This window comes from Pseudomonas sp. SG20052 (genome assembly GCF_031766055.1).
In the GTDB taxonomy this organism is placed as follows: Bacteria; Pseudomonadota; Gammaproteobacteria; order Pseudomonadales; family Pseudomonadaceae; genus Aquipseudomonas; species Aquipseudomonas mandelii.
On record NZ_CP134498.1, the window covers coordinates 1,509,122 to 1,522,503 of the forward strand.

The 13,382-nt window shown below is 60.3% G+C and carries 11 protein-coding genes; 3 read left to right on the plus strand and 8 right to left on the minus strand.

The window, feature by feature from the left end; genetic code table 11:
* Nucleotides 1–348: 348 nt before the first annotated feature.
* The 3 genes from emhC to RHP74_RS06775 are packed head-to-tail and all read right to left on the minus strand — an operon-like array spanning nt 349 to nt 6,116.
* On the minus strand, nt 349–1,809 hold the full coding sequence (gene emhC / locus RHP74_RS06765; RefSeq protein WP_077749550.1) for an efflux RND transporter outer membrane subunit EmhC: 1,461 nt from the start codon (nt 1,807–1,809) through the stop codon (nt 349–351).
* The gene (gene emhB, locus RHP74_RS06770) at nt 1,806–4,955 is read right to left on the minus strand and encodes an efflux RND transporter permease subunit EmhB (RefSeq protein ID WP_010462519.1); all 3,150 of its coding nucleotides are present in this window, start codon (nt 4,953–4,955) and stop codon (nt 1,806–1,808) included. The genes emhC and emhB overlap by 4 nt, the downstream gene beginning before the upstream one ends.
* A gap of 3 nt (nt 4,956–4,958) precedes the next feature.
* Entirely contained in the window at nt 4,959–6,116 is a 1,158-nt protein-coding gene (locus RHP74_RS06775; protein ID WP_010462517.1) for an efflux RND transporter periplasmic adaptor subunit, read from the minus strand.
* Nucleotides 6,117–6,381: 265 nt separating this feature from the next.
* Here RHP74_RS06775 and emhR point away from each other — a divergent pair, with 265 nt between their 5' ends.
* Nucleotides 6,382–7,014 carry an efflux system transcriptional repressor EmhR gene (emhR, locus tag RHP74_RS06780; RefSeq protein WP_145307457.1) on the plus strand — a complete coding sequence of 211 codons (633 nt, stop codon included), beginning with the start codon at nt 6,382–6,384 and terminating at the stop codon, nt 7,012–7,014.
* A gap of 249 nt (nt 7,015–7,263) precedes the next feature.
* Here emhR and RHP74_RS06785 read toward each other — a convergent pair whose 3' ends face one another.
* From RHP74_RS06785 to RHP74_RS06795, 3 genes are read right to left on the minus strand one after another with little or no spacing between them, the layout of a single operon-like run.
* Nucleotides 7,264–8,313: an alkene reductase gene (locus tag RHP74_RS06785; RefSeq protein WP_010462513.1), complete on the minus strand. Its 1,050-nt coding sequence runs from the start codon at nt 8,311–8,313 to the stop codon at nt 7,264–7,266.
* 23 nt (nt 8,314–8,336) lie between these two features.
* Entirely contained in the window at nt 8,337–9,503 is a 1,167-nt protein-coding gene (locus RHP74_RS06790) for an MFS transporter (RefSeq protein WP_172792364.1), read from the minus strand.
* Between the two features lie 3 nt (nt 9,504–9,506).
* Complete coding sequence (locus tag RHP74_RS06795) at nt 9,507–9,827, minus strand: helix-turn-helix transcriptional regulator (protein ID WP_010462509.1); 321 nt, start codon at nt 9,825–9,827, stop codon at nt 9,507–9,509.
* 171 nt (nt 9,828–9,998) lie between these two features.
* On the opposite strand from RHP74_RS06795, the gene RHP74_RS06800 reads away from it, so the two are divergent.
* Nucleotides 9,999–10,577, plus strand: a complete 579-nt coding sequence (locus tag RHP74_RS06800) for an ACP phosphodiesterase (protein WP_010462507.1) — start codon at nt 9,999–10,001, stop codon at nt 10,575–10,577.
* Nucleotides 10,578–10,702: 125 nt separating this feature from the next.
* On the opposite strand, the gene RHP74_RS06805 is transcribed toward RHP74_RS06800, so the two are convergent.
* Nucleotides 10,703–11,494 carry a lysophospholipid acyltransferase family protein gene (locus RHP74_RS06805; RefSeq protein ID WP_010462505.1) on the minus strand — a complete coding sequence of 264 codons (792 nt, stop codon included), beginning with the start codon at nt 11,492–11,494 and terminating at the stop codon, nt 10,703–10,705.
* A complete protein-coding gene (gene olsB, locus RHP74_RS06810; protein WP_010462503.1) occupies nt 11,494–12,249 on the minus strand; it encodes an L-ornithine N(alpha)-acyltransferase in 756 nt (251 codons plus the stop codon). The genes RHP74_RS06805 and olsB overlap by 1 nt, the downstream gene beginning before the upstream one ends.
* 154 nt (nt 12,250–12,403) lie before the next feature.
* On the opposite strand from olsB, the gene RHP74_RS06815 reads away from it, so the two are divergent.
* Nucleotides 12,404–13,282 carry an acyl-CoA dehydrogenase family protein gene (locus RHP74_RS06815; RefSeq protein ID WP_145307451.1) on the plus strand — a complete coding sequence of 293 codons (879 nt, stop codon included), beginning with the start codon at nt 12,404–12,406 and terminating at the stop codon, nt 13,280–13,282.
* The last annotated feature ends 100 nt before the right edge of the window (nt 13,283–13,382 follow it).

A 13,382-nucleotide genomic window follows, 5' to 3' on the forward strand; every position in this document is an offset into this window, starting at 1 on the left:
GGGTGGGATCAGCCGGACAGGGCAGGGCGCGGGGGCATGGTGTCGAACCTGATGTTATTGGTCTTGTGCGACGAATGGTGCGGGGGATGGGCTGGAGGGTTCAATCGGGGAAAGCGGGTTTTGGGCGGTTATCGAACGCATGTTGGTCTGAGGTTTTTGTGTTTATGGGCTGGCCTCTTCGCGGGCAAGCCTCGCTCCTACGGGGTGTGGGGGTTTCATGGAATATGATTCGACGCGGACACTGCAGGAGCGAGGCTTGCCCGCGAAGAGGCCATTGCTGACATCACACCTTTTCCCGCAGGCAACAAAAAGCCCACCAAAAGGTGGGCCTCTTGTCTTACAGCGCTATCAGAACAACTTCATCTTCGGCGCTTCTTCTTTCAGCGGTTCGACTTTCGCCGTCTGCTCGTTCCAGCCACCACCCAGTGCCTTGTACAGATTGACCGCACTGATCAGCTGCGCCAGACGATCAGTGATCAGCACCTGCTGGGCGCTGAACAACTGACGCTGGGCGTCGAGGAAGGTCAGGTTGCTGTCGACACCGATACGGTAGCGACGCTCGGCCAGACGGTAGTAGTCCTGGTTGGCGGTGACGAAATCACGCTGCGCCTGCAACTGATCGGTGTAGGTCTGGCGGGCGGCCAGGCCGTCGGCGACTTCCTGGAAGGCCGTTTGAATGGACTTCTCGTAGTTCGCCACGCCGATGTCTTTCTGGATTTTCGAGTAATCCAGGCTGGCGCGCAGGCTGCCGGCATTGAAGATCGGCAGATTGATCTGCGGCGAGAACAACCAGGTGCCCGAGCCGCCCTTGAACAGACCGGACAAGTCCGGGCTCAAGGTCCCGGCATTGGCCGTCAGGCTGATGCTCGGGAAGAACGCCGCCCGTGCCGCGCCGATGTTGGCGTTGGCAGCTTTCAGGTTGTACTCGGCCTGGAGAATATCCGGACGACGTTGCAGCAAGTCCGATGGCAGACCGGGCGGTACGTCGCTCAGCAGGTCGTCAGACAGCGGTTTGGCTTCTCGCAGATTGGCCGGGATGCCGGTGCCGAGCAGCAGCACCAGGCTGTTTTCGTCCTGCGCCACCTGACGGGTGTACTTGGCCAGTTGCGCCCGGGCGTTTTCCACCGAGGTACGCGACTGGGCCAGGTCCAGGGCCGAGGCCACACCGACTTCGTTGCTGCGCGCGGTGAGCTTGTAGCTCTCCTCGAACGCACCGAGGGTGTCCTGGGTGAGTTTCAGCAGTTCCTTGTCGGCCTGCCAGGTCAGGTAGGCATTGGCCACGCTGGCCACCAGACTGATCTGCGTGCTGCGACGGCCTTCTTCTGTCGCGAAGTACTTCTGCAGGGCTTCTTCGCTGAGGCTGCGAACCCGACCGAACAGGTCGAGTTCATAAGCACTGATACCGACCGTAGCGGAGTAGGAACTGCTGATGCCCGCTTGACCGGTTTGCGACGCGTCAGCCGGAAGACGCTGACGGCTGCCGGTGCCATTGGCCGAAACGGCCGGGAACAGATCGGCGCGCTGGATGCGGTATTGAGCCGCGAACGCGTCGATGTTCAGGGCGGCGACACGCAGGTCACGGTTGTTTTCCAGCGACACCTGAATCAGCTGTTGCAGTGCCGGGTCATGGAAAAACTGCTTCCAGCCCTGTTCCGCAGCGGCCTGATTCGGCGCCTGGGCCGACGAGTACGCCGGACCTTGCGGGTATTGGCCCGCCACCGGTGCCTCAGGTTGCTGATAGTCGGGAATCAGCGAGCAGCCGCTCAGCACGAAGGCGGCAACTGCGATGGAGAGTAGCGACTTGCTCATTGGCCAGCCTCTTTAGAAGGTTCGATTGCGTCATCCTGGTCGGCTTTTTTGCGCTGGCCAATGGACGACACGGTAACGAAGAACAGTGGGACCCAGAAGATCGCCAGGACGGTGGCGGTGATCATACCGCCAATAACGCCCGTGCCGATTGCATGCTGGCTACCTGAACCGGCGCCCGTGGAAATCGCCAGCGGTACCACACCGAGCACGAAGGCCAGCGAGGTCATGATGATCGGTCGCAAACGCATCCGGCACGCTTCAATCGCCGCTTCGCGAAGGCTACGCCCTTGCTCATGCAGTTCCTTGGCGAACTCGACGATCAGAATGGCGTTTTTCGCTGCCAGACCGATGGTTGTCAACAGGCCCACCTGGAAGTAAACGTCATTGGAGAGTCCCCGCAGACTGGTGGCCAACAGTGCCCCGATGATCCCCAACGGCACCACCAGCATCACCGCGATCGGAATCGACCAGCTTTCGTACAGCGCCGCCAGGCACAGGAACACCATCAGCAGCGACAACGCATACAGCGCCGGCGCCTGTGAGCCCGATAGCCGTTCTTCGTATGACAGACCGGTCCAGGAAATACCGACACCGGCCGGCAGTTTCTTGGCCAGGGCTTCGACTTCCGCCATGGCTTCACCGGTGGAATAGCCCGGGGCCGGGGCACCGAGAATTTCCATCGCTTCTACGCCGTTGTAACGCGAGAGCTTCGGTGCACCGTAAATCCACTCGCCCTTGGCGAAGGCGGAGAAGGGCACCATGGTTCCGGCGGCGTTACGCACATACCATTTCTTGATGTCTTCCGGGCTCATCCGCGAACCGGGTTGACCTTGCACGTACACCTTCTTCACCCGACCACGGTCGATGAAGTCGTTGACGTAGCTACTACCCAAGGCAATCGACAGGGTGCTGTTGATGTCGGTGAGGGTCAGGCCCAATGCACTGGCTTTCTCGTCATCGATTTCCAGCTGGTATTGCGGCTCGTCGTTCAGGCCGTTCGGACGCACCTGATAAAGCACCTTGCTCTGTGCCGCCATGCCGAGGAACTGGTTGCGAGCCTCCATCAACTTGTCGTGACCGATGCCGGCGCGGTCTTGCAGGAATACGTCGAAACCGGTGGCGTTACCCAGCTCCAATACCGCCGGTGGCGCAAAGGCGAACACCATCGCATCGCGGAAGGTGAAGAAGTGCTGCTGGGCGCGGGCGGCGAGTTTGAACACGCTGTTTTCCGCATCCCGCTGATCCCACGGCTTGAGCATGATGAACGCCAGGCCCGAGCTTTGGCCGCGACCGGCGAAGTTGAAGCCGTTGACGGTAAACACCGAGGCCACGGCGCTCGATTCCTTGTCCAGCAGGTAGGAGCGCATCTCATCGATCACCACCTGCGTGCGCTCGGCGCTGGAGCCGGCCGGGGTCTGCACCTGGGCAAACAGCACGCCCTGGTCTTCTTCCGGGAGGAACGCCGTTGGAATGCGGGTGAACAGCCAGATCATGCCGACGACAATGATCAAGTAGGCCAGCAGGTACGGCGCCTTGTGCGTCAGCATGTTGCCCACGCCACGCTCGTAGCTTTTGACGCCACGGTCAAAGCTGCGGTTGAACCAGCCGAAGAAGCCGCGTTTCGGCGTGCCGTGCTCGCCTTTCGGAATTGCCTTGAGCATGGTGGCGCACAGTGCCGGGGTGAAGATCAGCGCAACCAGTACCGACAGGGCCATGGCCGAGACGATGGTGATCGAGAATTGCTTGTAGATCACACCGGTAGAGCCACTGAAGAACGCCATCGGCAGCAATACCGCCGACAGCACCAGGGCGATACCGACCAGTGCACCCTGGATCTGCCCCATGGATTTCTTGGTGGCCTCCTTGGGTGACAGGCCTTCTTCGCTCATGACCCGTTCGACGTTTTCCACCACGACAATGGCATCGTCCACCAGCAAGCCGATGGCCAGCACCATGCCGAACATGGTCAGGGTGTTGATGCTGAAACCGAACGCCGCGAGGATCCCGAATGTCCCCAGCAACACCACCGGCACGGTCATCGTGGTGATGACAGTGGCGCGGAAATTCTGCAGGAACAGGAACATCACCAGGAACACCAGCACGATCGCTTCGACCAGGGTTTCAACCACACCCTTGATCGACTCGGTCACCACCGGGGTGGTGTCGTACGGGAACACCACTTCCATGCCTTGCGGGAAGAACGGCTTGAGCGTGTTGATGGTGTTGCGCAGCGCTTTCGCGGTGTCGAGGGCGTTGGCACCGTTGGCCAGTTTCACCGCCAGACCGGAAGCCGGTGCGCCGTTGAACTGGGCGTTGATGCTGTAGTTTTCACCGCCCAGGCCTACATCGGCGACATCGGACAGGCGTACTTGCGAGCCGTCCTTGTTGACTTTGAGCAGGATCTTGTTGAACTGCTCGGCAGTCTGCAGACGTGTCTTGCCGATGATGGTGGCGTTCAACTGCTGGCCGGGTGCAGCAGGCAGGCCGCCCAGTTGACCGGAGGACACCTGGATGTTCTGCGCCGCGATGGCCGCTTTTACGTCCACTGGCGTCAGGTTGAAGTTGTTCAGCTTGGCAGGGTCGAGCCAGACACGCATCGCGTACTGGGAACCGAAGACCTGGAAGTCACCGACACCGGCGGTCCGCGAGATCGGGTCCTGCATGTTCGACACGATGTAGTTGGACAGGTCGTCCTTGGTCATGCTGCCGTCGCGAGATACCACGCCGATCACCAACAGGAAGTTTTTCACTGCCTTGGTCACGCGGATACCCTGTTGCTGCACTTCTTGCGGCAGCAGCGGGGTGGCCAGGTTCAGTTTGTTCTGGACCTGAACCTGCGCGGTATCGGAGTTGGTGCCCTGCTCGAAGGTCGCGGTAATGGTCATGCTGCCGTCGGAGTTACTTTCCGAGGAGACATAACGCAGGTTATCGATACCGTTGAGCTGTTGTTCGATGACCTGCACCACGGTGTCCTGCACGGTTTGTGCGGACGCGCCTGGGTAGGTGACCTGGATCGCAATGGCCGGAGGCGCAATGCTCGGGTATTGGTTGATCGGAAGTTTGAGAATCGAGAGTGCCCCGACCAGCATGATCACCAGGGCAATTACCCAAGCGAAAATCGGACGGTCGATAAAAAATTTCGACATGGTTTACTCCCCTTTGCCGCTGGAAGCCTTGTCAGCTGCCTGTGCGGGGGCCGGGTTCTTTGCGCCAACGTTAGTCGCTTCACTGGCTTTGACTTCGACGCCAGGTTTGACGAATTGCAGTCCTTCGGTGATCAGACGATCGCCGGCCTTCAGGCCGTCTTCGATCAGCCATTGGTTGCCGACGGTGCGGCTGGCCTTGAGCTGACGCAGTTCGACCTTGTTGTCCGCACCGACGACCAGTGCGGTCGGCGAGCCTTTGAGGTCGCGGGTTACGCCTTGTTGCGGCGCCAGAATGGCAGCGGCGTTCACACCGGATTTGAGCTGAGCGTGTACGAACATGCCCGGAAGCAGCGTGTGATCCGGGTTCGGGAACACTGCACGCAAGGTCACGGAGCCGGTGGTCTGGTCAACCGAGACTTCGGAGAATTCGAGCTTGCCTTCCTGTTTGTACTGGCTGCCGTCTTCGAGCGTCAGCTTGACCGCCGCTGCCGTGTCGCCAGCCTTTTGCAGGCGACCGCTTTCCAATTCGCGACGCAGCTCAAGCAGCTCGACCGAAGACTGGGTGACGTCGACGTAAATCGGATCGAGTTGCTGGATCACCGCCATGGCATCGACCTGGCCGTTGCTGACCAGCGCACCCTCGGTCACGTTCGAGCGGCCGATGCGGCCGGAAATCGGCGCGTAGACCTTGGTGTACCGCACATTGATCTGAGCGGTTTGCAGCGCGGCTTCCGATTGCATGCGGTTGGCCACGGCCGTGTCGTATTCCTGACGGCTGACGGCCTGTTCGTTGACCAACTGCTTGTAGCGATCCGAGATCGACTTCGTCTGTTGCAGGTTGGCTTGGGCGCTTTTCAGCGTAGCGTCATAGACCGACGGATCGATCTGATACAGCTGCTGGCCGGCCTTGACGTCACCGCCTTCCTTGAACAGACGTTTGAGAATGATGCCATTGACCTGTGGGCGAACTTCGGCAATACGGAACGCACTGGTGCGCCCCGGCAGTTCGGACGTCAGGGTAAAGGCTTGAGGTTGCAGGGTGACCACGCCGACCTGAGGAGGCGGTGCGGCGGGTGCCGCTTCTTCCTTTTTGCATCCGCTGAGCAGTGATGCCAGGGCGACGGCGGCGACCAGAGCGGTAACAGCTGGCTTGAATTGCATGAAAATCCTCGGGTCAGGCGCGCAAGAAACGCACTAGAAATGTGAAAGGGTAAAAAATGAGTGCTGAGTGGATAAGTAGCTTGCTAAGGAATATACTTACGTTCATGGTTGTTTGTAAACACCTTGACTGCGTATCCACCCCGTTACCAACGCCCGTCAAAGGTTCGAATTGTAAGCCGGGGACGAGTCCCAAGAGCGCTCGCCCCACTTTTGTTCAGCGGCTGTTCAGACATCGCTGAAGCATCCCGATTGAGGTTTTACTGCCATGGTCCGTCGTACCAAAGAGGAAGCTCAAGAAACCCGCAGCCAGATACTGGAAGCGGCAGAGAAAGCCTTTTATGAAAGAGGCGTGGCGCGCACTACGCTGGCGGACATCGCGACTCTGGCCGGCGTGACTCGCGGCGCCATCTACTGGCATTTCAGCAACAAGGCGGATCTGGTGCAGGCCATGCTCGATAGCTTGAAAGAGCCGCTGGATGAAATGGCCAGGGCCAGTGAAAGCGAAGATGAACTCGATCCGCTGGGCTGCATGCGCAAACTGCTGATTCATTTGTTTCATCAAGTTGCCCTGGATCCGAAGACCCGACGCATCAATGAGATTTTGTTTCATAAGTGCGAATTCACCGATGAAATGTGCGATCTGCGTCAGCAGCGTCGTGAAGTCAGCCTCGACTGCAATGTGCGAATCGCCCTGGCCCTGAGTAATGCGGTGAATCGGGGGCAAATGCCCGAGGACCTCGACACAGTCCGCGCGGCCATCAGCCTGCACGCCTACATCGATGGCATGCTGTACCAGTGGCTATTGGCCCCGGACAGTTTTCACCTGCACACCGAAGCCGAGCGTTGGGTCAATACAGGATTGGACATGCTGCGCCTGAGCCCCAGCCTGCGCAAATAAAACAAAATGCGTAATTGGATCCGTTTATGTCAACCATTAAGGCGAGCGTTGATCCCTTCAATGTTCGCCTTAATGCACCGGGATGCTTTTATATACGCACGCTCGTCAGGTTGAAAGGTAGCGAGCTACGTATTTTGTAGTGATTTTGTGTCGTGCGTGTGAATCGGTGTGAAGCCCTGTGAATAAACATGGCGCAACAAAAAGCCCCGGCTCTTTCGAGTCGGGGCTTTTGCATTTCAAGGGAGATGCTTACATCACGGGATAGTCGATGTAACCCACGGGCCCCTTGGCGTAGAACAGCTCGGGACGCGCTTCGTTAAGCGGCGCATCCGCCTTCAAGCGTGCCGGCAGGTCCGGGTTGGCAATGAACGGAACGCCGAAGGCGACTGCATCTGCCTTGCCGCTGGCCAGCCAAGCGTTGGCGCTGTCCTTGGTGAAGCGTTCGTTGACGATGTACGGGCCGCCGAACGCTTCTTTCAATTGTGGACCCAGGCTGTCGCCGGCTTCTTTCTCACGGGAGCAAATGAACGCGATGCCACGCTTGCCCAGTTCGCGAGCGACGTAAGTGAAGGTCTCGGCCAGGTTGTCATCGCCCATGTCGTGGGAGTCGGCACGCGGAGACAAGTGCACGCCGACGCGGCCAGCGCCCCAGACTTCGATTGCGGCGTCGGTTACTTCCAGCAACAGGCGCGCTCGGTTTTCCAGGGAACCACCGTAGTTATCGGTGCGCTGGTTGGTGCTGCTTTGCAGGAACTGATCGAGCAGGTAACCATTGGCACCGTGGATTTCCACGCCGTCAAAACCGGCAGCCTTGGCGTTCTCGGCACCGGTGCGGTAGGCGTCGACGATGTCGGCGATTTCAGCGGTTTCCAGTGCGCGCGGGGTTGGGTAGTCGGACAATGGGCGAACCAGGCTGACGTGACCCTTTGGCTGGATGGCGCTCGGTGCGACTGGTGCTTCACCGTTCAGGTACGACTCGTGGGAAACCCGGCCGACGTGCCACAGTTGCAGGAAAATCTTGCCGCCCGCACCGTGGATCGCTTTGGTCACATTAGCCCAGCCACGCACCTGATCGTTGGACCAGATACCCGGAGTGTCCGGGTAGCCGACGCCCATCGGCGTGACCGACGTGGCTTCGCTGAGGATCAGGCCGGCCGAGGCGCGTTGTACGTAGTATTCGGCCATCAGGGCGTTTGGCACCCGGCCTTCGTCGGCGCGGCAGCGGGTCAGCGGCGCCATGATGATGCGGTTGGCCAGCTCGATGTCGCCCAGTTTGATCGGATCGAAAATAGTCGTCATTTAAGTACAACCCTCGTTAAGTATCAGTTGATAGCAGGGGCCAGTTCGGGATTACCGCGCTGACGGAAAGTAATGAGGGTCACCAGCAGGGCGAGTACCGCCAGTGCTGCTGCCGCGAGTGGCACGCTGGTCAGGCCGAAACCGTGGGCGATGACGCTGCCGCCGACCCAGGCGCCCAAGGCGTTGCCGATGTTGAAAGCGCCGATGTTCAGGGTCGACACCAGGTTCGGCGCGTCCTTGCCGTAGGTCACCACGTTCACTTGCAGGGCGGGGACGGCGGCGAAGCACGCGGTGGCCCAGAGGAACAGGGTGATTTCGGCCGGGATCAGCGCGACGCTGGTCCAGGTCAGTACGGTCGAGATCACGGCCATCGAGATGAAGACGCCGATCAGCGTTGCGGCCAGGCCTTTGTCAGCCAGCTTGCCGCCGATGATGTTGCCGACCGTCAGGCCCAGGCCGATGAGCATCAGGGTCCAGGTCACGCCTTTGGGCGAGACGCCGGTGACATCACCGAGCAGCGGGGCGACATAAGTGAACAGGGTGAATACCGACGCCGCGAACAGCGCCGTCATGCTCAGCGACAGCCAGATCCCGGCGCCTTTGAGGGCGCGCAGTTCGGCGCGCATGTCGAGTTTCTCTTCATCGCGCTTGGCCGGCAGGAAGCGGATCAGGCCAATCAACGCGATCACACCAATCACGGTCACTGCCCAGAAGGTCGAGCGCCAGCCGGCTTCCTGACCGAGCGCGGTGCCCAACGGAACGCCGAGCACGTTGGCCAGGGTCAGGCCGGTGAACATCAAGGCCACGGCGGAGGCGCGTTTGTTCGCCGGAACCAGACCTGCCGCCACCACCGAACCGATACCGAAGAACGCACCGTGGCAGAGGGCCGTGACCACACGGGCAAACATCAGCACGTTGTAATCGGTCGCCATGGCACAGAGCAGGTTGCCGATGATAAAAATGCCCATCAACGCTACCAGTGCAGCCTTGCGCGGTAATCGGGAGGTGGCCAGTGCCATGAACGGCGCACCGATGGCCACGCCCAGGGCGTAACCGGTCACCAGCCAGCCAGCGCCCGGGATCGACACGCCGAGGTCAGCCGCCACATCGGGCAACAAGCCCATGATGACGAACTCGGTGGTGCCGATGGCGAAGGCGCTCAAGGCCAGAATGAGAAGCGAGAGGGGCATTGGTTAATTCCTTGTCGGAGCGCTGAGCTCCTTGACGATGGCCGCGAGGAATGCCTGGATCACGTCCTCGTTGCGCTTGAAGAAGTGCCATTGACCGGCTTTCTGGCTGCTGATCAGTCCCGCACGTTGCAAGGTCGCCAAATGGGCGGACACGGTCGACTGCGACAGGCCGCAGCGTTGATCGATCTGTCCGGCGCAAATGCCGTACTCGTGGTTGTGGATCTGTTCCGGGAACTGGGTCTTGGGGTCTTTCAGCCAGATGAGGATGTCTCGGCGGACTGGGTGTGCCAGGGCTTTTATTATTTCGTCGAGGTCGATGGTCATGGGTTTGGGCTCGTGATGAGTAAAACGCTATATCGCGATGTGGCGAACTTTAAATCGGTAGATCGCGATATACAAATATGATTTTGGTCTGACGAGCGCATAAATCGCTATATCGGGTTATAACGATACGGTGAGTGTCAACATTCGAAGGCGCAATGCTAAGCTGCGCCCATGAACTATCTCGCCCATCTTCACCTCGGTGGCCAGCGCCCCGGTCAATTGCTCGGCAGTCTGTATGGCGATTTCGTCAAGGGACGGCTGCAAGGGCAGTTCAACCCGGAGATTGAGGCGGCCATCCAGCTACATCGCAGCATCGACGTCTTCACCGACCGCCATCCGTTGGTGGATGCCTCGCTGTCGCGATTTTCCACCACACGCCGGCGTTACGCCGGGATCGTGCTCGACGTGTTTTTCGACCACTGCCTGGCGCGGGACTGGACCCTCTACTCGGACCAGCCGCTGGAGCGGTTCACCTCGGATGTGTATCGGGTGCTGTCGACTGAGCCTCAATTGCCGGAGCGGTTGGCGAGGATCGCGCCGCACATGGTGGCGAATGACTGGTTGGGGTCTTATCAGGAGTTTGATGTGCTGGACCAAGTGCTGCGGGGGATTTCGCGGCGGTTGACCCGGCCTGAGGAACTGGCGGGGGCGATGCAGGAATTGCGTCGGCTGTACGAACCGCTCAGTGAGGATTTCCGGTTGTTCTATCCGCAGCTTCAGGATTTCGCCCAAAACTATCCAGCACCCTAAGCCCCTTGTAGGAGTGAGCCTGCTCGCGATAGCGGTGTGTCATTCAGCATCATTGTTGAATTTAAAACCGCTATCGCGAGCAGGCTCACTCCTACAAGGATTAGTGCTTGTTCAGGGAATTTGTTTCACGCCGCGATCGCGGGGCGCAGCGGTTCCGGTTGCGCCTGAGGGATGGCCCCAAACAACGACTTCTGCACCGCCTGCTGTGCCTCGAACGCCAGCGCCGCACGCTCCCGGCCTTCGCAAGCGATCGGCTTGAGCACTTTGATTTCCACTTCCCCGCGATCATTGGCGAACAACCGCATCAAGTGCGACAGCAAATCATCATCGCCAATGAACGGCGCCAGTGAGTCGAGTTCACCGTCACGTAGATAACGAATCGCCACCGGCTGCAGCTTCACTTCAGAATCAATCGCTGCTGACAACAAGCGACCATGAAAGGTACGCAACGAACGTCCATTGGTGGTGGTGCCTTCAGGGAACATCAGCAGTGGGTGTGCCTGCGCCAGGTGGCGCGTCATCTGTTTGCGAATCAGCTGGCTGTCACCCGAGCCGCGACGGATAAACAGGCTGCCGGCCTTGGCCGCCAACCAACCGGCCACCGGCCAGGTGCGCACTTCGGCCTTGGACAGAAACGACATTGGCGTGAGCATGCCCAGCAACGGAATGTCGGTCCACGACACGTGATTGCTGACCCAAAGCATCGGCTCCTTCGGCAGTTCACCGTGAACTGTCACGCGAAAGGGCAGGGCGTTGCTCAACCGCGCCATGAAAAACCGCGACCAGCGTTGGCGGCGGACCATCGAATGGGCAATGCCCAGCCGCTCGAAAAGCCCGAACACGCTGGCCATGCTCAACCCCAGCGCGACCACCACCAGCACTCGCGCAATCCGCGCGTACACCCGCAACCGGCTCATCAGACTGCCGCCTTGAAGTGCTTGGCATAACGTGGGCAGAGTTCGTCGCGCTTGAGCAGGATGAACACGTCGGCGACCTGGAAGTCTTCGTCCCAGCACGGCTCACCGCAGATCTTCGCGCCCAGACGCATGTAGGCCTTGAGCAGCGGCGGCATTTCGGCGATCACGTTGGACGGGAGGTCCAGGACCGGCAGGGGTTTTTTCGGCTCGGCCCGCAGGTGTTCGGTGCACAGATAACGTTCCCGCAGACGCTGCATGATCGCGTGGGCCTGAATCCCGCCGTCTTGCATCGGAATGCTCGCGCAACCCATCAAATAGCTGTAGCCGCCCTGATTCAGCACTTCGGCCAGTTCGCCCCAGAGCACCGCGATGGTGCCGCCGTTGCGATAAGCCGGGTCGACGCAGGTGCGGCCGATTTCCAGGATCGGGCCTTTCAAGTGGACCAGACCATGGAGGCTGAACTCTTCTTCGCTGTAGAACTTGCCCAGGCTGCTCGCGGCCGTGTGATCGAGCAAACGGGTGGTCGCCACCAGGCGGCCGGTGTTCAAGTCACGCACGCCAATGTGGGCGCAGTGAACATCATAGTCGTCCATGTCCAGACCCAACTCCGCGCCTTTGAGCTTGGCGTTGAACTCGCCGCTGAAGACGTTGAAGCGCAAGGCCTGGGCTTCCTGCAATGCCTCGGCGCCCACCAGGCGTTCGGCTTGCAGGCGGCGTTCATTGCCGGTGTCGCTGATGCGGGCGATCTGAGTCATGGGAATCTCCGTGCGGGCTGGTCAACCCGTCTTGGGTTAAAGCCGATCGACTTTCTTTATGCAGCCGTGTTGTGCAAAGTCAGGCTATGTAGCCCCGGTGTCATCGCCATGAAGCTTTGGTGATGCTTACATGACAGCCCACAAGGAGCCTCTTATGCCCTGGCAAAACCTGTTGAATCGCCGCGATCGCCTGCCCGTCAACCCGGACCTGGCGGAGGGGTTCGCGACCTTGTTGCACACGTTGGGCACGGTCACGCCATTGGAACTGGCGGTGGTCGGCGGGCGTTTGATGTCGACGCCGGGGTTGGCGTTTCTGGTGGGCTATCAGGCGGCGCTGCGCATGCTCTGGCCGAGCGCGCCGCTGAGCCTCGGCGCGTTGTGTGCCACCGAACAGCGCAGTCTGCGGGTGGCGGACATGCAGACGCGTCTGAGCGATTTACGCGTGAGTGGGCGCAAGGATTTCGTCACCGCTGGCGATGCGGCCGACTGGCTGCTGGTCGCCGCGCGCAGTGAAGCGTCCGGCGAAACGCCGCGCTTGAGTCTGGCGGTGGTCTATCCCGATGAACCGGGCGTGCGCCTGGAAAAACTCCCGGCCATCGCGCTGATGCCGGACATCAGCCACGGTCGGTTGTTTCTGGACAACGCCCAGTGCGAACTCCTCGCGGGGGATGGCTGGGATGCCTACGTCAAACCGTTCCGCACGCTGGAAGACATCTATGTATTGAGCGCGATGACCGCGTGGCTGTATGGGGTGGGGCAGGACAGTGACTGGCCGCAGGCCCTGCAATTGCGGTTGCTGGCGCTGCTGGCCGGGTGCGCGGAAGTCAGCCGGCAGGCGCCGAACAATCTGGCCGGGCATGTGCTGCTGGGGGGATTGTTTGCGCAATTCGAGGGGCTCAAGGCTGAGCTGAACGAGGCTCTGGCTGATGGCCCGCAGCACTGGGCGGCGATGTGGCAGCGTGATCAGAGTGTGATGGATCTGGCGGCGGGGGCCAGAGGCAAGCGATTGGCCAAGGCGTTGGCGGCGATCTGACAGGCCTCTTCGCGGGCAAGTCGGATCGCCGCACTGCTCGCTCCTATATTGGATCGCGAACTCCTGTAGGAGCGAGGCTTGCCCGCGAAGGCGGCCGCAT